Annotated in this window: 21 protein-coding genes; 6 read left to right on the top strand and 15 right to left on the bottom strand. The window is 35.0% G+C overall.

Annotated features, from left to right (window positions below; translation table 11 throughout):
* Positions 1-63: 63 nt before the first annotated feature.
* On the top strand, positions 64-1,725 hold the full coding sequence (locus tag THEXY_RS03025; protein WP_013787380.1) for a peptidoglycan D,D-transpeptidase FtsI family protein: 1,662 nt from the start codon (positions 64-66) through the stop codon (positions 1,723-1,725).
* A gap of 26 nt (positions 1,726-1,751) precedes the next feature.
* Here THEXY_RS03025 and THEXY_RS03020 read toward each other — a convergent pair whose 3' ends face one another.
* Both THEXY_RS03020 and THEXY_RS03015 read right to left on the bottom strand, forming a co-directional pair.
* On the bottom strand, positions 1,752-2,120 hold the full coding sequence (locus THEXY_RS03020) for a NusG domain II-containing protein (RefSeq protein WP_013787379.1): 369 nt from the start codon (positions 2,118-2,120) through the stop codon (positions 1,752-1,754).
* Complete coding sequence (locus THEXY_RS03015; protein ID WP_013787378.1) at positions 2,107-3,156, bottom strand: FAD:protein FMN transferase; 1,050 nt, start codon at positions 3,154-3,156, stop codon at positions 2,107-2,109. Before THEXY_RS03015 ends, THEXY_RS03020 begins: the two co-directional genes overlap by 14 nt.
* Before the next feature lie 165 nt (positions 3,157-3,321).
* On the opposite strand from THEXY_RS03015, the gene THEXY_RS03010 reads away from it, so the two are divergent.
* A complete protein-coding gene (locus THEXY_RS03010) occupies positions 3,322-4,032 on the top strand; it encodes a polysaccharide deacetylase family protein (RefSeq protein WP_013787377.1) in 711 nt (236 codons plus the stop codon).
* Positions 4,033-4,046: 14 nt separating this feature from the next.
* On the top strand, positions 4,047-4,592 hold the full coding sequence (locus THEXY_RS03005) for a YkoP family protein (RefSeq protein ID WP_013787376.1): 546 nt from the start codon (positions 4,047-4,049) through the stop codon (positions 4,590-4,592).
* On the opposite strand, the gene THEXY_RS03000 is transcribed toward THEXY_RS03005, so the two are convergent.
* From THEXY_RS03000 to galT, 7 genes are all read right to left on the bottom strand, one after another.
* On the bottom strand, positions 4,589-5,872 hold the full coding sequence (locus THEXY_RS03000; protein WP_013787375.1) for an ABC transporter substrate-binding protein: 1,284 nt from the start codon (positions 5,870-5,872) through the stop codon (positions 4,589-4,591). The two genes, THEXY_RS03005 and THEXY_RS03000, sit on opposite strands and share 4 nt — an antisense overlap.
* A 46-nt stretch (positions 5,873-5,918) precedes the next feature.
* Positions 5,919-6,554: a ferritin family protein gene (locus THEXY_RS02995; RefSeq protein WP_013787374.1), complete on the bottom strand. Its 636-nt coding sequence runs from the start codon at positions 6,552-6,554 to the stop codon at positions 5,919-5,921.
* A 78-nt stretch (positions 6,555-6,632) separates the two neighbouring features.
* Positions 6,633-7,358 (bottom strand): YesL family protein, encoded by a 726-nt coding sequence (locus tag THEXY_RS02990; RefSeq protein WP_013787373.1) that lies wholly within the window; start codon positions 7,356-7,358, stop codon positions 6,633-6,635.
* Positions 7,359-7,442: 84 nt separating this feature from the next.
* A complete protein-coding gene (locus THEXY_RS02985) occupies positions 7,443-8,633 on the bottom strand; it encodes an ROK family transcriptional regulator (protein WP_041592192.1) in 1,191 nt (396 codons plus the stop codon).
* Between the two features lie 11 nt (positions 8,634-8,644).
* A complete protein-coding gene (gene galE, locus THEXY_RS02980) occupies positions 8,645-9,634 on the bottom strand; it encodes a UDP-glucose 4-epimerase GalE (protein WP_013787371.1) in 990 nt (329 codons plus the stop codon).
* Between the two features lie 17 nt (positions 9,635-9,651).
* Positions 9,652-10,809 (bottom strand): galactokinase, encoded by a 1,158-nt coding sequence (locus THEXY_RS02975; protein WP_013787370.1) that lies wholly within the window; start codon positions 10,807-10,809, stop codon positions 9,652-9,654.
* 17 nt (positions 10,810-10,826) lie between these two features.
* Positions 10,827-12,386, bottom strand: coding sequence for a UDP-glucose--hexose-1-phosphate uridylyltransferase (galT, locus tag THEXY_RS02970; RefSeq protein ID WP_013787369.1), 1,560 nt, complete (start codon positions 12,384-12,386; stop codon positions 10,827-10,829).
* Positions 12,387-12,654: 268 nt separating this feature from the next.
* On the opposite strand from galT, the gene THEXY_RS02965 reads away from it, so the two are divergent.
* The gene (locus tag THEXY_RS02965; protein WP_013787368.1) at positions 12,655-13,002 is read left to right on the top strand and encodes a nucleotidyltransferase domain-containing protein; all 348 of its coding nucleotides are present in this window, start codon (positions 12,655-12,657) and stop codon (positions 13,000-13,002) included.
* Positions 12,968-13,372 carry a HEPN domain-containing protein gene (locus THEXY_RS02960; protein WP_013787367.1) on the top strand — a complete coding sequence of 135 codons (405 nt, stop codon included), beginning with the start codon at positions 12,968-12,970 and terminating at the stop codon, positions 13,370-13,372. Before THEXY_RS02965 ends, THEXY_RS02960 begins: the two co-directional genes overlap by 35 nt.
* A gap of 48 nt (positions 13,373-13,420) precedes the next feature.
* Here the strand turns inward: THEXY_RS02960 and THEXY_RS02955 are convergent, their stop codons facing one another.
* From THEXY_RS02955 to THEXY_RS02940, 4 genes are all read right to left on the bottom strand, one after another.
* Positions 13,421-13,780, bottom strand: coding sequence for a hypothetical protein (locus tag THEXY_RS02955; protein WP_013787366.1), 360 nt, complete (start codon positions 13,778-13,780; stop codon positions 13,421-13,423).
* A 65-nt stretch (positions 13,781-13,845) separates the two neighbouring features.
* The gene (locus tag THEXY_RS02950) at positions 13,846-14,073 is read right to left on the bottom strand and encodes a hypothetical protein (protein WP_013787365.1); all 228 of its coding nucleotides are present in this window, start codon (positions 14,071-14,073) and stop codon (positions 13,846-13,848) included.
* Complete coding sequence (locus THEXY_RS02945) at positions 14,015-16,210, bottom strand: heavy metal translocating P-type ATPase (RefSeq protein ID WP_013787364.1); 2,196 nt, start codon at positions 16,208-16,210, stop codon at positions 14,015-14,017. The genes THEXY_RS02950 and THEXY_RS02945 overlap by 59 nt, the downstream gene beginning before the upstream one ends.
* A gap of 30 nt (positions 16,211-16,240) precedes the next feature.
* Positions 16,241-16,477, bottom strand: coding sequence for a hypothetical protein (locus THEXY_RS02940; RefSeq protein WP_013787363.1), 237 nt, complete (start codon positions 16,475-16,477; stop codon positions 16,241-16,243).
* Between the two features lie 160 nt (positions 16,478-16,637).
* Between THEXY_RS02940 and THEXY_RS02935 the strand changes: the two genes are divergently transcribed.
* Positions 16,638-19,499, top strand: coding sequence for a cation-translocating P-type ATPase (locus tag THEXY_RS02935; protein ID WP_013787362.1), 2,862 nt, complete (start codon positions 16,638-16,640; stop codon positions 19,497-19,499).
* A 23-nt stretch (positions 19,500-19,522) separates the two neighbouring features.
* On the opposite strand, the gene THEXY_RS02930 is transcribed toward THEXY_RS02935, so the two are convergent.
* Positions 19,523-20,809, bottom strand: coding sequence for a sn-glycerol-1-phosphate dehydrogenase (locus tag THEXY_RS02930; RefSeq protein ID WP_013787361.1), 1,287 nt, complete (start codon positions 20,807-20,809; stop codon positions 19,523-19,525).
* Entirely contained in the window at positions 20,806-21,918 is a 1,113-nt protein-coding gene (locus tag THEXY_RS02925) for a GntR family transcriptional regulator (protein ID WP_013787360.1), read from the bottom strand. The genes THEXY_RS02930 and THEXY_RS02925 overlap by 4 nt, the downstream gene beginning before the upstream one ends.
* Positions 21,919-21,934: the final 16 nt, after the last annotated feature.

The following is a 21,934-nucleotide window of genomic DNA, read 5'->3' as shown; positions in this document are numbered from 1 at the left end:
ATTGAAATATGCACATTATTGATTTAAAATAAAATTATAAACTTACAAGGGGGATACTTTCAATTGGCATCAATAAACAAAAAGCGCATTTTGCTGGTACTAATTACATTTTTATTTTTAATCGCATGTCTTGTAGCACGACTTGTATGGCTACAGATTGTAATGGCTCCAAAATATTCACTTGCCGTCAAAAATCAGACAACATCCAAGATAGTATTAAAGCCAGAAAGAGGAATTATTTACGATGCAAATGGAAATATCCTGGCCACTAATGTAAGCGGCGGCGATGTGTACGCTGCACCTAAAAATATAACACATCCAGATGCAGTCGCAGACAAACTGTACAACTTATTAGGCATGAAAAAAGATTCACTGTATAAGCTTCTCAGCAATAAAAATTCTGAGTGGACTGTCCTTAAAAAAAATGTCCCATTGGACAATGTAAACAAGATAAAAAAGTTAAACCTTGCAGGCATATACGTAGAAGATACAAGCATTAGAAGCTATCCAGACGGTAGTCTATTATCACAGACATTAGGATTCACTGGTGTAGACGGAAACGGTCTTTATGGGTTAGAATACTCGTTTGATAAATATTTAAAAGGAATATCAGGATTAGAAGTAGCCACAACTGACGAAGTAGGTCATGTCATAGGACTTCCCGAAAAATTGTACGAACCAGAAAAAGGTGATGACTTAGTCCTTACTGTCGACTCAGTGATTCAGGGATATGCAGAAACAGCTATAGAAAAAGCTTATGAAACTTACAGTCCAGCTAATGGCATTTCAGCAATCGTGATGAATCCAAAGACAGGTGATATCTTAGCCATGGCAAATTTTCCTGATTTTGATCCAAACAATCCAAATAAAGTCAGTTCCATCGACACATGGTCAAATCCTGCTGTGTCTTATCTGTACGAACCAGGCTCAGTATTTAAAGTAGTAACAGCATCTGCTGCATTAGAAGAATCTTTAGTCACGCCAAATGAGCAATTTTATGATCCTGGTTACTACATAGTATCAGGCCATAGGATAAATAGCTGGACAAAATTAGGAAATATCGATTTTTCACAAGCAGTAGCAATGTCCAGCGATACAGTATTCATGAAGATAATTGTAGAACGGCTTAAATTAAATACATTGTACAAGTACATAAACGCCTTTGGATTTGGAAGTCCAACCGGAATACAGCTTCCGGGTGAAGCATCTGGCATGATAATACCAGAGAAAAACGTTCATCCTGTTGACCTTGCATCCATGTCTTTTGGACAAGGCATAGCAGTAACACCACTTCAAATGATAGATGCTTTTTCAGCAACTATAAATGGTGGATACTTGATGAAGCCAAATATAGTAAAAGAAATAAAATCAGGTGATAAAGTCATAAAAGAATTTAAACCTCAAGTCATAAGACAGGTTATATCGCAGGATACGTCAAACACAATGAAAGAGTTGCTTAAAAAAGTCGTTGATGAGGGGACAGGAACAGCATGCCAAATACCTGGCTTTACTGTAGGAGGAAAATCTGGCACAACTGAAAATTATTCACCCGGGAAATACACAGCATCTTTCGCTGCATTTGCACCTGTTGACAACCCTCAAGTAGCCGTCTTAGTAGTCATAAGAAATCCTACTAAAAATGGCCACATGGGTGGCGAAATCGCAGCACCTGTCGTAAAAGACATACTTTCAAACACATTAAGATATATTATGATAAAAAAATAGCCGTTCATTTTAAAATGTGCGGCTACTTAATATACTACGTCGTCTACTTCTCCTTTTTTACCTCCTATAACTCTCACCACTACTCTATTAGGGAGGCATACTATTTGCTGTCCTTCTTTTTCTATCCAGCCTGTTTTAACACATATCTGATCTGGACAATTGGCTTCTTTCATTCTTACTTTACCATTTTTTATCTCAACGACATTTAAATGCTGGCCATTACGAATTGTCACTGTTTTATCCACATTCAGCGGCAATTCTTGGTACTTAGAACCATTTACTTCTATTACAACATTGGTACCAGTTCTTGATAGCGCCTTGTCATAAGCAAAATAAGCAGAAACAAGAGAAATAATCAAAAGCACTCCTATTAAAATTTTATCACCTATTTTCATACAGCTTAAACCTCGAATCTGTTATCTTTAATTTTCCTTTAAGTCCTGATGTCGCATATACTTTATAATCTGGTGTAACAAAGATTGCGTCTACGCCAGGCATACTCTCTATCAATTTCATCCCTTTGTCAACACCTAAAATAAAGGTGATTGTAGATAAAGCATCAGCATCAATAGACTTAATATTAGTAGAAACTATTGTTGTACTGACGACGCCGCTTTCTGCAGGATAACCTGTAAAAGGATTTAATATGTGATGGTATCTTTTCCCGTTTTGAATAAAATACCTTTCATAATTGCCAGATGTGTCAATAAGCATGTCTTTGCCTGAAACAATGGCAAAATACGTACCCTTATCTCCAAAAGGATTCTGTATTCCTATATTCCAATTGGAGCCATCTGGCTTTGAACCATAAAGGTATACGCTGCTGCCACCTAAATTTATAAGTGCGTGTTTTACACCATTCTTTTTCATTATACTTTCCAGTTCGTCAGCAGCAAAGCCTTTAGCAATTCCTCCCAAATCGATTGCCATGCCTTTTCTGCTTAATTTAACCTCATCATTCTTCTCATTCAGCAATACATCTTTGTAATTTATGTATTTCATAGCATCCTTAATTTGGCTTTCCGTGGGAACATGGGCATGATCAGTGCCGATACCCCACAAATTCACCAACGGAGCGATAGTTATATCGAAATAGCCACCACTTATTTTCCCGTACTTCAATGCTGTCTTTATTACGTAAAATGTCTCTGGATTTACTTTCACATACTTTACACCAGCATTGTCATTTATCTTTTGTATGTCGCTGCCGCTTTTCTGGCTGCTCATAAGGTTGTCGATTTCTTTCAATTTGTTCATAGACTCGTCAACTGCTTCTTTTGCATTTCTTCCGTATGCAGTAACTTGCATGACAGTATCCATCATAAAATCAGTACGTGTATACTGTTGATCACTGTTGCCACACCCTACAACGGATACAGAGATAAATATTATCACAATAATTGCTACAAACTTTTTTATAAAATGTCTCATTATCTAAACAATCCTCTCAATTAAGTTAAATTCGCCTCTTTTTATTATAAATTTTTTTTCTAAACTCTTCAAGCAAAATAGCATTAGCATTCATTTCAAGCACTATAAACTTGTAAGATTCATTTTTTACGTATATAATCTTATTGTAAGGGGGAAACTAGCGGAATGATAAAATTCATGATAAAAATTTACATACTTTACTTAGTCTTAGTAGCACTGCTTCCTACTATGCTGGGCCGTATTTTCCACTACAATGTTATATATACAAGCAGAAAAAAGAAAGTACCATGGATAGCGATTACTTTTGATGACGGTCCAGATCCCGAATACACGCCTACACTTTTGTCCCTTTTGGATAAATACAATGTTAAAGCGTGCTTTTTTTTGTTAGCAGACAAAGTCGAAAAGTATCCAGATTTAGCCAAAGAAATCGTAAATAGAGGTCATGAAATAGGCATCCATGGTTATAAGCATCACATAAACTGGTTTTTGGGACCTGTTGCTACGTACAAGGAATTATTGAGATCGGTTGAAATTATCTCTCAGATTACTGGAAAGTATCCTTCATATTATAGACCGCCATGGGGATTATTTACAACTTTTATTTATCGGTATTCAAAAAAATTAGGTATTAAAATAATTTTGTGGAGCTACATGAGCTGGGATTGGAAAGTAAAAGACCCAAGTTTAATAGTAAATCGCGTATTAAACAAAGTAAAAGGCGGAAACATTTTGATATTTCACGATAGCAGCGACAACATAGGGTCAGACAAAGAAGCTCCTGAAACAATGCTTATAGCTCTTGATAAGATAATAAGTGGAATAAAAGAGAAAAACTTAGAAATTGTCGATATAAACAAATTTATTTTTTCGTAAACGGGGTAATCATTATGAAAAAGATTTTTATGTACATTTGGTCTTTGTGGGAATTTGTATTTGCAAAATTAAATAATATCCATACAGTAGGCGGAGATGATTCTGAAATAAGAATCGCAATAAAGAAATACAAAGGCAAAAAGATCGTGCTGAAAGATGGCACAGTTCTAAATAAAGGCGATAAATTTGCCGAGCTTCATTTAAACAATAAAGTCCTCACAGAGATAACGTCCAGAAGCAATTCGCCTATCGCCGTTGGCATCATAGCGCTAAAAAGATTTAAAAAATCTTTAAAAGCGTTAAAAAATTATATCAATGAAAATCATGATTTTGATGATGTAAATGTATTTATGGGATACACACTTTTTAATCAAGGTGTGGAAATGCTGGGCTTTGAAGTAATGGATATGAAATCACCTCTTGAAAGATTCATAATCACCCATTATGAAAGCTTTCTTTTAGGCATATTTCACCCTGAAGGGTTTAAGCGGCTTCGCAACAATAATTTTACGGCAAAGATGGTTTTGATTACGAAAAATACTATAAACAGCCGCTACTAATTTAATGCTTTTTGGATTCTTTCCAAAATCACTTTTTCGCTTTCTTTATTTTTTAATCCATCTATTAAGGCTTTATTGATCATAATATTTTTGTCATGCCAATTCTTCGGTATATTATCAGTATACTTCACTGCCATGTCAATTTTCTTCATAATTTCATCGGTTATAGGTACATCCTTCTTTACTGGAATATACCCTATTTTCTCCACGTTTTCTTGAGAATCTACAATAAATTTCACAAATTTAAACGCCATATCCAATTTCTTTTTATCGCTCTGCTTTGTGATGCCGTAACCGTAAATTTTGGGAGACATTGTGATAGGTACATCGCCATCTCCTTCTGGATACAACACAATATCAAACTGAAAAAGTTTATTCTTGTTTTCAAGGTATTTAAGGTATTGGACTTTGTAACTTTCATCGACCAAGGCAGCGCTTTCTTTATTAACTGCAAAACTATCCCATATTTTGCCATAATCACCACTAAAAGACACAGGATCTATCGCACCTTTTGAGTATAATTCTATCAATTTTTTAAGGCCAGACTCCGCCTGTGGTCCCTTAAATAAAACCATTCCTTTATCATCAAATATATTTGCACCATCTGCCATCAAAAACCCCCAAAGATTATAGCTTCTTTCCATATACATAGTTATTCCATAGAAATCCTTTTTTTCTTTTTTCCCCTCTTGATATGTAAGCTTAGTCATATCATCTGTAAACTCTTCATAGCTCCACTCTCCATTTTGAGGAACTTCCACTTCTTTTTTGCTGAACAAATCGCTGTTTATGTAAAGGATACTTGTGTACATCCCTAAAGGAATGCCATAAACACTATTATTATAAATAAACCTATTGAGGACATCTTCTTTTAATAAATTCTTATAACTTTTATCAAGATATTTGTTAAGCGGCTCTAATTTATCATTGTAGATAAATGGACTGTCTGAAGTTATAGGGATTATATCAGGTTTACTATTGCCAATTATATCATTGACATCATAATAAAAATTTCCATTTTTAATTGGCTCAAATTCAATTATAACCCCTGGATGCAAATATTCAAAATCCTGTATCTTTTTCTTTATAAAATTAAAACCTATCGGATCATCGACTGACCAATGGGGAAAATCGCAAAATGTAATTATCCCCCTGTAATCTTCATCATCTGTCTGTGTAAAGTTTATTTTGCCTGTTTCATACAAGTACATATAATATGGCCATGTGACTAAAAAAGCAACAATCAATAAAATTAAAAAAAGAGTAAAAGGCTTTTTCATAAGATTCACCTCTTACTCTATCTATATTCACATTAAACATTCCATATCACTCTTTATTTTTACTGAGTTCACTTATTTCTTTTTCTAATGCGTCCATCCTCGCTTTTAGATCCTGTGCTTCTTTTAATGCATCATCTCGCTCTTTCTGAAGCTCTTCTATGATGCTTTTTGCAATCTCATCACTATCACTTCTCATTTTTGATAACTGCTCGTCTTTGTACTTTACAGCATCTTTTGCAATAACATCGATGTTTTGTTTTGCTGCATCTGCTAAATTCTTCATCTTTTCAGATACCGTCATCGCACCAGAGACAGCACCAACAGCTATTGGCTTCAAAGCCCTTTTTATATTCGGCCCTATAGATGCAAGTATAACTGCAGCACTTATCCCCAGTAAAAAACCTTTTGTAGTATTTGTACCCATAAAATTGCCTAACATCTTAAATCTCATCGACACATTGTCTTGCCACGTAAGCTCATTGTTTCCAGTCTTACCAAAAAAATCATAAGCTCTCTTAAAGCTATTTTGATGTGATTTCTCATCAAACAGCACTTTCTTAAAGATATTTCTCACATAAGGATTGCGAATCTTGTCCAAATCAGCCATGTACTGTTCAATCGCCAGCGCTTCACTGTTTATGCCATCTGATAAAACTTTCATTATGCTTTCCTTATTTTCCATATATATTTTGCTCCTTCCATAATGTGTAATATAAACTAACGTTAGTTATATTATCCATTATGGAAAGTTTTATGCATCCTACTGATCTTCAGGTTTATCTTCCATTTTTTTGTTTTCTTGATTGACTCTGCTATCAATATACTTCTCAAACACACCTCTATCATACACGTTTATGGCAAGCCCAACTAAGCTAAATCCAATGACAATAAGCGGAATAAACGCAAATAAAATACAAAGCCCAACCAATAATAAGCTTAATAGCACTATGCCTATCGTCTGAGGCAACTTTATGATTGAAAATATCAAAGCATTTTTATATATATGCTTTATCTTTAAATCATACGTAACCATCAAAGGATAAATATAGACATTCATGAGAACAAGTATAAAACCAATAAATATGGTAATATAGCTACCTGCAATTTTTATAAAACCTGCACTGTATGAAGAATAAATTTTGTAATTATTGATTAATATAAAAGCTGCTAAAGCATTTATCAACGTAATTATAAAGCTTTGCTTGAAATTTTTAACAAACCCGTCTTTGAAATCATTCCAAAGCCACACATTTCTATTAAGTGCATGATTCCTAAGCACATTATTAAATCCCGCCAAAGCAGGTCCTATCGTCACGATAGGTATACACGATACAATTAATAAAAGATTAAGGCTTATAAGTTGCCAGAAATTGTTCTTTAAAATGTCAAAAAACAAAGACATACCCTTCTTAGGAATATCATCAGCTTTTAAATCAGGTCTATGTGGATCGCCATAGTACATTCTATTAAAAAAATTTCCAAACATCGTTTACCTCTCCTATATCAGTCTATACTTCAATTATAAATGGTATGTACAGATTTTTCAATGACAAAAAAATATTAGATAGCATTACAAAATACTATCTAATATTATATTTGATATACCCATCAAGGCCGTATTGTAATCTGGATTTGAAAAGGCAATGCTGCAGGATGAATAATTTGCTTCAAAAGATCTCCTTTTAATAGTATCCAATACAACGTCTTCTATAAACTTTCGACCTCTCACTATTCCTCCTGATATAAGCACCAACTCTGGGCTAAAGACATTGACTATATTTGCAATGCCTATGCCTAAGTAAATGGCGATCTTGTTTAACTCAGATAAAGCAACTTCATCCCCTTCTTCCGCCGCTTTGTACACAAATCTGGTTGTTATATTTTCCAAGTCTCCGTTGACGTATTCAGATACAAGAGAATAAGATCCCTCTTTTATCCTTTTTACCACATTGTTTACCAATGCTTTTTCAGATGCCAAAGCTTCAAAACATCCATAATTGCCGCAACTGCATTTAGGGCCGGCAACGTCGATTGTAGTATGTCCTATCTCACCAGCCATGTCGTTAATTCCTCTGTATATTTTGCCATCCAATATTATTGTAGAACCTATTCCATGTCCTACTTTTAAAAACACGACATTGCCGACATTTTTAGCAATTCCGTTGTAGAATTCGCCTAAAGCCATGGCTCTCACGTCATTTTCAACAAACGTAGGAATCCCAAATTCTTTTTCTATCATGTCCTTTATAGGCACATTTTTCCACCCTATGTTAGGAGAAAATACGGATATGCCTTCGCTTGACTTTACAGGACCTCTAACTACTATGCCGATCCCTGCTATCTCTTTCTTTGAAATATCTTTTAAATGCCTTATTCTGTCGAATAAAAGTTTGAATATGCTTTCCGAATCTTCCTTTTTTATATTATCAACCTTTGATTCTCTTATGGTGAGTTCAGCATCCAATAGGTACTCTTCCATTATATCTGTACCGATTATTATCACGATTATATCAAAAGCTTCATTGTTTATCTTCAATATGACAGGTGGCCTGCCACCGCTGGATTCCCCTAATTTGTCTTCTTTCACAAGTCCGTCTTCTAAAAGCTTGTTTATGATATTCGTAACTGTAGGCGGCGTCAAATTCGTTATCTTTGCTATTTCAGACCTTGATACGTATTTGTTGTGACGTATCACATTCAATATGAGACTTTCATTCATGCCTTTTAATAATTTGTAACTTACAGGTATCAAATCTGCCAAAATTACCACCTCTATTTGTCTCCAAATCCATAAGGATTTGATTTATGCCATTTCCACGCAGACTCTATAATCTCCTCAAGTGAATTATGCTTAGGATTCCAACCCAACTCATTTATAATCTTGTCCGATGATGCTACCAATTTTGCAGGATCTCCTGGTCGCCTTGCAGCAATTTTTGCTGGTATAGGATGTCCGGTTACCTTTCTCGCTGTTTCAACAACTTCCTTCACTGTAAATCCTTCTCCGTTTCCCAGATTGTATATTGCACTGCTACTATCCCTTCTTAGCTTATCTAATGCTAAGATGTGGGCATCGGCAAGATCGGTAACGTGTATATAATCTCTTACACAAGTGCCATCCTTTGTATCGTAGTCATCACCGTAGATTTCTACGAAATCTCTTTTCCCTAATGGCACTTGCAATATAAGCGGTATAAGATGTGTTTCCGGATTGTGATCTTCTCCTATGACGCCACTTTCATCGGCACCAGCCACATTAAAATACCTAAGCACAACATGCTTTATCCCATAAGCATTGTCACACCACTTAAGCATCTTTTCCACAGCCAGTTTAGTTTCGCCATAAGGATTTGTAGGAAATGTCTTGTCATCTTCTTTTATCGGAACTCTTTCAGGCTCTCCATATGTGGCAGCAGTTGATGAAAAAACTATCTTTTTAACGCCGTATTTAACCATTTTTTTAAGTAAGCACATCGTCCCATAAACATTGTTTTCATAGTAATCCAACGGCTTGCCAACACTTTCGCCTACAAGAGAAAATGCCGCAAAATCAATGACAGCTTCTATGTCATTTTCTTCAAAAACTTTGTCCATAAATTCGCTGTCCCTAATATCGCCGACGTAAAGCTTGCCTCCAATTACCGCTTTTTCATGGCCTGTTATCAAGCTGTCAACTACTATTACATCTTCTCCTCTTTTAAAAAGCTCATATGCAGTATGACTGCCAATATATCCAGCGCCACCGCACACTAAAATAGACATACAATATATACCCCTTTCTATTTTATTTCTTTTGCTCCGTCTCCTACACCCGTCACATATATTGATGGCTCATAACCTATTCTTTCTTTGTACCCTTTCGTCACTTCTTTAATGAAATCTTCTATAAATTCTTCTTTGACAATGCTTACGGTACATCCACCAAATCCTGCACCTGTCATTCTGGAGCCTAAAACGTAATCTAATTTAAGCGCTTCATCGACTAAAGCATCCAATTCCTTGCCGGTAACTTCGTAGTCATCCCTTAACGAATTGTGAGATTGTACCATCAATTGACCAAATCGTTTAATGTCATTATTTTTTAACGCTTCAACAGCATCCAAAACTCTCTCATCTTCTGTCACAACATGTCTTGCCCTCTTTACTAACACATCATCTGGTATCAAGTATTTGTATCTATCGAATTCTTCCAGTGTAACCTGTCCAAGATTGTCTACATCCAATTTTTTCTTAAGGTAACTTAATGCAGCCTCGCACTGACTCCTTCTCTCGTTGTACTTAGAATCTTGAAGCCCCCTTCGCTTATTTGTATTTGATATAACTATCCTGTAACCATCTAATTTAAGTGGAACGTATTTATAATCAATTGTATCACATTTTAAAAATATAGCATAGTCGGCTTTGCCCATTCCTACAGCAAATTGATCCATTATACCGCAATTGACGCCGACAAAATTATTTTCAGCTTTTTGACACATTTTAACTAATACAACCCTATCAATCCCCAAATTTAAAATTTCATTCATAGCAACACCAGTCACAAGCTCTATCGATGCAGAAGAAGAAAGCCCTGCTCCATTTGGTATATTCCCTTCGTACAAGGCGTCAAACCCTCTTAGCTTATAACCTTCATCTTGCAAAACTTTCAAGACGCCTTTTGGATAATTTGCCCAATCATCTTTTTTATCATAGATTAATTCGTCTATGTCCACCTCGACTTTAAGATCAAAGTTTAGTGAAGAAAGGCGTACCTTTCCATCATCTCTCATTCTTATGGCCATAAACGTTCCAAAGTCAAGAGCACATGGGAATACATATCCGCCATTGTAATCTGTATGTTCCCCTATTAAATTTACCCTGCCTGGCGAGTAAAATAATCTTACCCCTTCGCTACTTCCATAGATTCTTTTAAATTCTTCCACAATCTTTGTTGCCATTTAATTCCTCTCCTTTGTTAAATTTTTTTAAAATGTATACTATCTAAAAACTTATCAAATGCCTCTTTTCCCTTCTCATCACGCTTAAATACGCCTGCATCCAGCAGCACTTTTAAGAAAATTTCACCTACCTCATCTTTTAGTACAACTTCTGCCTCTTCTCTCTTAAGATTCACACCGTATTTATTTACAAGCCCATCAATCCATGGTACATGCTTAAAAAGCGGATCATCTGCAGAAATCTCTTTTTTGTCGTATTTTCTGTTACCTGATAATATCATTTCTATCTCATCAAGTTCTTTTTTTAACCTTCCAGGAAGAATAGCAAGCCCCATAACTTCAATAAGCCCTATATTTTCCTTCTTTACATGGTGAAGTTCCTCATGTGGATGAAAAATACCATAAGGGTACTCATCAGTAGTACGGTTGTTCCTCAGGACTAAATCCATCTCATAAGCGCCATCACCATTTTTCCTCGCAATAGGTGTTATTGTATTATGCGGTACCTTCTCACCACCAACTGTGCTATAAGCAATTATATCAACAGATGGATCGCTGTAATTTCTCCACTCTCTTAAAATCATGGATGACGCATCAATCAATTCTTCTTTATTTTTGCTTGAAAGCCTTATGACTGATAGAGGCCACTTCAATATTCCAGCATCTAAATCTTTAAACATTTCATTTCTATAATGTTCTTCTACCTTTGCTTCCTCCATAGGAAATACATGGCGCCCACCTTGAAAGTGCTCATGGGATAAGATGGAACCACCTACTATCGGTAAATCAGCATTAGAACCTATAAAATAGTGTGGAAACTGATCTATGAAGTCCAACAATCTGATAAACGTCTTTTCTGATATTTGCATTGGCACATGCTTTTCATAAAACAATATGCAATGTTCATTGTAGTAAACATAAGGCGAATACTGAAAATACCACTGCTCTCCAGCAACCTTTACTGGTATTACCCTGTGATTTTGTCTTGCTGGATGATTTAAGTTACCGCTAAATCCAACATTTTCCAGGCACAAAAGGCATTTAGGATAATTTGTCTCTTTTAATGCTTTAGCTGCCGCTATGTCTTTTGGGTCCTTTTCAGGTTTTGAAAGGTTAATTGTAATCTCCAAACTGCCGTATTCTGTATCCGTCCTCCAATATTTATTTTTCGCAATTCTATCCATCCGTATATAATATGAATCCTTTGATAAGCTGTAAAAATAGTCTGTAGCTTTTTCAATACCTGATACCCTTTTTATATCATCGAATTTTTTTATAACTTCAGACTGTCTCGGCATCAATAAACCCATAATCCTCGTATCAAAAAGATCTCTATTTGTAATCGTATTTTCCTTGAAAAAACCTTTTTCGTATGCATAATCTAAAAGAGAATTGAGAATATCATGTGGATCGTCTAAATCTACATCATCTACAATGCCATTGTATGGCTCCTGTATCTCAAACAAATCCATCAATGAATTGCGACATTGGATATAGTCTGTACCTTCTATCATGCCGTGCTTCAAAGCATATATAAGCAGTTCTTCAATTTTTAGTGAAGCTATATTAGCATCCATAGTACACATTCCTTTCATATTCATTGTCATCTTAATAACATGATACTACATTCTTTAACTTTTTTCAATATTTTAATAAAGTTAATTTACACTAAAAAAGCCCAACGTTTAGTTGGGTTTTATGGAAATTCCTATTTGATAATTTTATTTGCTTGCTTCAAGTACAGTTGTATTCTATAATGTTTATAGAGGGCATTATTAAATCGTCATAATATCTATTTAGACTGTCAAATAATAATAGTGATTATGAAAAATAGCAGGTGATTAAATGAATATTCAAAATAAAGACGAGCTAGAAATTATTAAAAATCTAATACTCAGTAATATTGATGCTGATAAAATATATCTTTTTGGCTCATATGCTTATGGAACACCATCAGAAGAAAGTGATTATGACATATTTGTAATTGTACCTGACAACAGTATTCGACCAATAGAAGCTATGCAGCTTTTAGGCGATTTATTATATAAAGTTCAGACAAGACCTGTTGATCTAATTGTGACTAAATCAAGCGATTTTAATAGTCGCAGACGCTTACCTACGCTTGAAAGAAAAATTGCAAGAGATGGGGTATTATTATATGAAAAAAATAGACATAGTAAAAGAATGGCTTGACTTTTCAAATAAGGACTTCTCTAGCGCAAAATTTCTTTTAAACATGCACCCAGCTCCATTTGAAATTATATGTTACCATTGTCAACAAGCTGTAGAAAAAGTTTTAAAAGCATATTTAATTTATCACGATGTTGAACCATTGCGAACTCATGATTTAAGATTGCTTTGCAAAACGTGTTCAAGTATTGACAATGATTTCGATGAAATAAGTAAGTTTTGCTCAAGCCTTACAGTATATGGTGTGCAGCCAAGATATCCATTTGAAATTGAAATAAACGAAAGTGATGTACTTAAAGCCATAAATGATGCGGAATATATAATAAACTTTACTGTTAAAAAAATAGGATATAATACAAAAGATTATCAATAATTCGGATTACACTAAAAAAAAAGCCCAACGTTTAGTTGGGTTTTATAATCATTCAGCAGTTTTTAATCTGCTTAACTCACCTTCTAACATCTCTATCCTGCTTTTAAGCTCATTTACTTCTTTTATAGCCTTTTCTCTCTCTTTTTCTAAACTGTCTATTTCGCTTTGGTATAAATTTTCACCTTCGACGCCGTCTCTATCATTGTCATTAAACATTTTTGCTATTCTGTCTTTGCCTTTATTGATTACAAAAGATGCCTTATCAGCCATATCATAAGTGCTTTTTACACCATTTATTAGAACTGGCTTTGCCTTTTCCTTTGCTTTTGGAAATAAAATATAACTTAATGCAGCAACACCAATTCCCCAGAAAAAGCTTCTACTTCCTAAAGTTTTAGCGATACCCATTGAAGTTTCCTCCCTTCATAGGTTCTTCTATTATTTTATCCCGAAAAAAATATATTATTAAATCGCTATTTTCCAAAAATGAGTGTCCTTGCAATAGATTTATACAATTCTTTAGCTTGGTGTTTTTCGCTCATCTTTACAGCATACTGTAAAAAATCATTAATTGTTTCTTGCCACAATTTTACAATTTCATTTTTAGTTGATTTATCTTTTGAATACTCTGCAAAAGATATGTCAACCGTCTGTCTTAAAACTTTCGAAGCTTCTTCGAATCTTTTTTTCATTTCTTCCATCAGAAATAATCCTCCTTGATGAATATTTATAAACTTTAATAGAATTTGCCAACACGATTAATTGATTCATGCTGTGTAGCATTGCTGCCGTAAATGGATTTACTTTACCAAAAAGCGTCATTACGTATTCTATATAGCTCATTGTTGATGCTATAACATGATTTTGCTTTATCACTTCCTTTGAATACCTTGATAGCTCTATCAAATACGGTATTTTTAAAGGATTTTCGTCGATTACAGCAACATCAAGCGCTTTTAATATCTTTTTACTTATGGGTCTTCCTAAAATAATTCCAACATCGGCACTTCTCATGGCCTTCACATCATTTAGTCCATCGCCGACCATTACGACAGTTTTACCATCATATTTTTGCCTTTTTACAAAATTCTTCTTCTCATCAGGCGATACACTGCTAAACGCATTAACTATACCTAATTCATAAGCCACTCTATCTGTCGGCTCCTTGTCATCACCTGATAAAATATAAATACTATCATCGTTAAAGCCTAATGAACGTACAAGTTCTACTGCAGCTTTGCTCTTCTTCTTAAGCACATCTTTCATTCCAATGACTCCAATAGCATTCCCGTCAACAGCGACGTATATTACACCTCTGTTTAAGCTTTTTAAAACATTACTGAGATTTTCTACATCATGTAAATCAATATTGTTTATCTCCATAAACCTCTCATTGCCAACATACATTTGTTTCCCATCTACACAAGCAAAAGCACCCATGCTTTTGACTTCTTTTCCATGAGAAAAATCCTCAACCTTTATCCCCATATCATCTGCTTTTTTAATTATAGACAATGCTGCAGGATGTACGACACCATATTCTGCAGACGCGGCTATCTTTAGTATATGATTTTTGTCAGTACTTGATGACGGCAAAATTTCACTTACAATAGGTCTGCCTTCCGTAAGTGTTCCCGTTTTATCAAAAATCAGCATATCAGCTTTTGCCATATTTTCGATTGCAGATGAACTTTTTATCAATATGCCTCTCTTTGCCGCATTTTTGACAGCTATACCATAGACACCAGTAGAACCATGTGCAAAAGTACATGGGCATAAAACAAGCATTGATGATATTCCCTTCAATATATCCTTTGTATAAAATGACACAAAACCTGTAATGAAAAAAGACAGCGGTATAACTTTGTTAATATATACGTCAGCAGTATTTGTAATATATTTCTCCCTTGATTCTAATTCCACAATTTTGTACAGATCTTCTATGCTCTCGTTTGCCTCAATGTCAGTTATTCTGGCCTTTACTTCCCCATCAATAAGCAATGATGATTCAATTATTTTATCACCTTTTTGCTTTTTGACGTATTTTACTTTTCCTCGTATATACTTTTCATCTACGATTGCACTGCCTTCTACTACTTCGCATTCAAACGGCGCCACATCACCTTTTTTAAGTGAAATCACATCGCCTTCATTAAGTTCCTCTACAGGTACTTCTATTTCTCTTCCCTCTAATGCCATCCACACTTTCCCCGGTTTTAATCTAAGGAAGCTTTCTAATGCTTTCTTATTATAGTGTATGTTTAAAGAGTGAATAAAGACACTTAAATTGACGAGAAAAATAACCACAAGCCCCAATATGCTTTCTCTTATAAAAAGCATTATGGTAGTAGCAATTGTTATCATCAAATCGCCATTTATTTTGCGTTCCTTAAGCAGCGTATTTATGCCACTTCTAAATATTGGATATCCAGCAACAATCGACACAATTGATGATATGCTTAATAGCCCATAATGGCCGCTTAACGGTGATTTGCCAGCGAATATGCGCTTTAAAACGGTGTAAATCGTAGCAGCTAATGGCATAGCTACCATCACAAATTGAGTCTTTAATGGCAGATCTTCTGGTTCATACGGCTTTACATTATCATCTACATCATCTTTGAAAATCGCATTTATGATTTCTCTTTTTATTTCTCCTAATGTCCTGCCTTCGTATTTTACAAGCACTTTTCCAGTAATGCTGCTGGCATTTACATATTTGATTCCTTTAGAGCTTTTTAAATAGTGATTTATCTTCTTTTCAAGGGATTTATCTTTGTAAAGTGCATCAAAGCTTAGCCGCGCTAATCCAGGCAACGAAAAAATCTCTCTTATCATGTCAAACCTCCAATACATGCATAATCCCTCTTATGAGGGATTATCTGCTGTTTCAGGCTGTGTCTTTATTTTTGATTGAGTATGTTGATACTGGGCTTCGGCTATTATGTCTTCTACTTCTTCTTTCACATTTATAGCCAATTCTTTGCCTTTATCGGCAAGAATCATAGCAGTACCTACAAGCCCTACTGCTAATTTCTTTGCCGGTTTCGCCAATAAAAGTGCTATTCCCAATGCTCCTACACCAATCCAAAACTCTTTGCTCATCTTAAAGACCTCCTGTCTATTTTTATTTATTTTAACCGGCATTTACAAATAATATTAATAAAAGTCATCGAAAGCTGTCATCATTCAAAATTTTTCCTTATGTGAAATAAAAAATTTTGGACAAAATATTTTTATTATAAAACGTTCTGGAGGTATGAAGATGGAACTCATAAGAAAATATACATCATATACAAAGCGAATCCGATTTTCCGTAAGCGGCCTATACAGAAATGAATTGTTGGCAAAAAGGCTGGAAAAAAATCTATCTCTCAAAAGCAGAATACTAAGTGTAACAGCTAACCCAATGACCGGAAACATCATCATTACTTTTGACGAAAGCTTAAAAGTCGAAGACATCAAGAAAGAAATATACAAGATAAAATTCAATATAAGGAATACAAAAGATAATTTTCCTATCAAACAGCAAGCTCAATACCCTTGGCACATCATGACAAAAAAGCAAATAGAGAAAGCTCTAAACACAGATATTGACTATGGACTATCAACAGTTGAAGCTAAAAAAAGATTAAGTACATACGGTTTAAACCAACTGATAAACGGTAATAAACCATCTTTTTTTAAAATGATGCTAAATCAGGTGAACAACTACCTTTTTAAGATACTTCTTTTTGCTGGAGGCATTTCTTTTTTGATTGGGGATGTAGCTGACTCTATTGTGATAATATCGATTGTCATATTAGAGTCAAGCCTTGGCGTGCTTCAAGAGTACAATGCCGAAAAATCTCTAGAATCGCTACACAAGTTGACATCACCCCGATCATCTGTTTTAAGAGACGGTAAAATTTCATTGTTAAGCTCATCAGAACTTGTACCAGGCGATGTAGTGATTGTAAAACCAGGAGATATTGTACCCGCCGATGCTCGCATAGTGGAAAGTAAAAATTTAGAAACTGATGAAAGCTGTTTAACAGGTGAGTCACACCCATCATCAAAACACGATTTGGTGATATTAAAGGATGATATTCCATTAGCTGAACGAAAAAACATGGCTTACTTGGGAACAAGCATAACCAAAGGATACGGCAAGCTTATCGTAGTCTCAACCGGAATGTCAACAGAAATAGGCAAAATTGCAAAAATGTTAAACGAAGAAAGAAATACTTCAACACCGCTTAATAAAAGCCTTGAAATTTTAGGAAAAAACATAACAATAGCAATCATAGCAATCAGCTTCAGCATTTTCTTAAGCGGAATAATAAGAGGCAAATCTTTTTCACAGATGCTCGGAATAGGCATAAGCCTTGCAATAGGAGCCATACCGGAAGGCTTATCTACTATTGTGACAATAGCTTTAGCTTATGGTGTACAGCGAATGGCAAAAAGAAATGCTATAGTGAGAAAACTTAATTCTGTAGAAACATTGGGAGTAGCCAATGTTATATGTACTGATAAAACTGGAACACTTACAAAAAACGAGATGACAGTGAAAGAAATACGAACCCTTGACAAAGTATGGACTATATCAGGAATTGGGTATACACCAATAGGTAGTTTTTATAGTGACAATGTCAAGATAAACCCAAAAGATGATAAAGACCTATATTCAATCTTGCAATACAGTGCTATGTGCTGCAATTCAAAATTAATTAAAAAAGGAAACGATTGGGCAGTATCTGGTGATCCAACAGAAGGTGCTATAATCGTTGCAGCTTCAAAAGCTGGCATTGAAAGTAAGGAATACGAAAGAATTGATGAGATACCTTTTGACTCATCAAGCAAATTCATGACTGTCGTAATCGATGCTGTTTCATGCAAATTGGCCATATCAAAGGGTGCTCCTGATGTGATTTTAAATAAATGCAGCTACTTTTTAAGAGCAGGCAAAGCTATAAAATTAGGGAAAATAAACAAAAACAAGCTCATAAAACATAACGATGAAATGTCTAACAAAGCATTAAGAGTTTTAGCTGTTTCTTACAAGATTTTAAACGATGAAGGCAACAATGTTGACAGTGATTTTATATTTGCTGGTCTTATAGGCATGGAAGATCCACCAAAAGATGAAGTTAAAAATACTATTGAAGAATGCTTGAAAAATGGAATTAATGTTGTCATGATAACGGGAGACCAAAAAAACACTGCTATGTCAATAGGAGAGAGAATCGGACTTTTAAAGGACAAAAAAGCAATTTCTGGTCAAGAACTTGATAAAATGAATGACAATGAGTTAATAAACCTTATAGATGACGTAAACATATTTTACAGAACTTCTCCCCACCACAAGCTAAAGATCGTCAGAGCTTTAAGAAAAAAAGGGTACATCGTTGCCATGACAGGAGATGGCATCAACGATGCACCAGCAGTAAAAGAAGCGAATATAGGTATAGCAATGGGTAAAGGCGGAACAGACGTTACAAGAAACGCCTCTGATATAACATTGGCTGATGACAATTTCACAACAATTGTCATGGCTATAAAAGAAGGTCGCGGCATCAACGAAAACATAAAAAAATTTCTAAGGTACGTTTTGTCAGGAAACGTTGGCGAAATCATAGCTTTAGCCATGGCATCAATGACAGGTATGGATATGCCACTGACATCAAGTCAGATTTTAAGCATAAATCTTGTAACTGAAGGAATACCTGCACTGGCATTAGGCGTAGAACCATCAGCATTAAAACTTAAAAAAAATGAAAATACCCAACTGCTTGACAACAAATTATATAACTACATACTCAAAAGAGGTTCTTTAATAGGATTTACGACGCTATTTGCCTTTAAATACGGAGAAACGTTTAGAAATCCCGTCATCGCCAAAACTATGGCATATTCAAACTTAGTCATGGCACAGATGTTTAACGTATTTGACGCAAGACGCGCCGAAATGCCTACACCAATATCTCAAAATAAATTATTGTTGCCATCTGTAACAATATCTATCGCAACGCTATTGGCAACCATATACATAAATCCTATTGCAAATATATTTGGAAATGCAAAGCTTAACCTTATGGATTGGTTCATCGTACTTGTAAGCTCTGGCTTAATTAGCAGAATTTAATAAAGAATTGAGAGCTTTATGCCTCAATTCTTTAGCGCTATGTCAAATATCTTATCTATATTTATGTCTTCAGCAAGCCTTAATATCGTGTACCTCTTTCTTACCTCTTTTGCATTCAACAAAACATCTTTAAGTTCATCATATTTAAGGTCAAGATAGACAATATCATTTGGTGCACCAGCATCATTTAAAAGCTCATCCACATACTCCACCGTCGGCACATTTTCTGATACCCACTTCCGCATCATATCCCAGTTGTCCAAAATCCTCTCCTGTCTCATCTTTCTCTCATTTTCATCCAAATAGTAATAACCTATATCGTCAAAAACCTCAGATGATAAACTTCCAAAGTTCTTGTTTATCCTAAATTCAAACTCTTCTTTTGATTCACTTTTTCTTTCTTTCATCATTTTAATAATATCATCTTTGTCAAAAGAAAATACAGTATTGTAAAGTTTAACAACAATTTTCGTCATGATGCCTACCTTCGCGCCATGTGAATGCCGAATTTCTCCGTTTGAAAGCTCTCTCATTTCTATGAAGTGTGATAAGTGGTGCTCAGCACCCGATGCAGGCCTGGAATTTCCAAACTTAAGCATCGATATGCCTGACAAAATTAGCGCCTCCATAAGCTTACTCACAGCACTTTCATCTTTGCTTTTTAAGCTTTTGCTGACATTTACACATTTATAAAGGGACTTTTTCACATCATCTGCGATTTCTTCAGAATAGTCTTCTCCCGTTATGATGCTACTTACATACCAATCAGCCAATGATGTGAATTTGCCAATAATATCTCCAAAACCTGATGCAATCATATCATAAGGCGCATCTTTTAGGACTTTAGTATCACCTATGATAAATATAGGATACGTAGCATCGTAAGTTCTTTTAAAGCCATTTACAATAAGAGGCGACACCGATGACGCATATCCATCCATTGATGGAGCTGTTGCAACTATGCCGTAAGGTATTTTCGCTCTACTGCTTATAAATTTCACAACATCGTTTATTGTTCCTGCTCCAACAGCAATCATAGCCTCGAAGTCATCTTTAAGATGTATCAACACTTCACCTACTGCTTTTTCATCAGGCACTAAATTTCCACTTCTATTCAGATTACACAACAATACATCGTACTTTTTATCTTCTAATACATTTTTTAGAGTCAATCCTGCAACTTCGTAAGTATTTTTATCACACACAATCAATACTTTAGAATTTATACCTATCTTGTTTAATATATTCGGGACATCATACAAGGCACCACTGCAGATTTCTATCTCCTTTATCCTTGTGCCATCATTCATCGCACTTCCTCCAATTCGATCTCCTTAGTAGAATTCCTAATCCTTATTTCAGGCTTTATGCGAATATTTACAGGATTTGCAAAAGCCTTTTTCCCTTTTTTTATTAGGTCAAAGAGAGTCGAAGCAGCAAGCCGCCCCATCTCTTCTTTAGGATGTATGATGGATGTAAGCTTTACATTGGAAAGCTCTGCATAATCAGAATCATCAAAGCTTACGATTGAAATATCATCAGGCACACTGTAGCCTAATTCTCTTATTGGATCTAAGATCCACATGGCGATTTGATCGTTGTAGCTGACAATAGCCGTCGGTTTATTGACCCACTTTGAGTATATCTCGTATATTTTTTCCCTTGGCTTTGTCTTCATTTCCTCTGTCGTGTAAAAGATTATGTTGTCTTCTTTGATTTTAATATTGTGTTCCCTTAAGGCTTTCACATATCCTTTGTACCTATTAAGGCCCTGGTTATCATCGCTTTTAAATATGCCTATTATGTTTTTGTGTCCAAGCTTTATAAGATGGTCTGTCGCCATGTATCCGCCGCCTTCATCATCTTGAATGATATAAGATGGATTTAATTCTTCATAAAAGCTATTTATAAAGATGTACGGTATCCCTTTGTTTTTTAACTCATCAAAATAATTTAGATTGATATGGGGCAGTGCACTCTTAGTAGGCTCGATAATCAATCCCCTAATATCCTTTGTCAGGACATTCTCTAATATGTCCATCTCAGTCTCAATGCGGTTATTCGTATTGAAAAGCAATATGGAATACCCATTTTTAGCTAATATTTGATCGATTCCTTTTATGATCCTTGGGAATATATAGTCATTTATATACGTCGTTATAACTGCAATATTTTTATTATCATAGCTTTTCACAGAATTTCTATCAGCACAAAAAGTTCCCAAACCTTGCTTTCTGTAAAGCCACCCTTCATTTTCAAGGTCATCAAGAGCTTTCCTAATAGTATGTCTGCTTACACCGAATATTTCCATCAGTTCACTTTCAGTTGGCAGTGGATCATCTATATTTATATTGTTTTTTATTATTAAATTGGTAATATAATCTTTTACTATTTGATATTTTGGCACATTTTCTTCCAAAATTGAACATCCTCCC

Origin of the sequence: Thermoanaerobacterium xylanolyticum LX-11, from assembly GCF_000189775.2 — a bacterium.
In the GTDB taxonomy this organism is placed as follows: domain Bacteria; phylum Bacillota; class Thermoanaerobacteria; order Thermoanaerobacterales; family Thermoanaerobacteraceae; genus Thermoanaerobacterium; species Thermoanaerobacterium thermosulfurigenes.
This window is presented reverse-complemented; position numbering and strand designations above follow the sequence as displayed.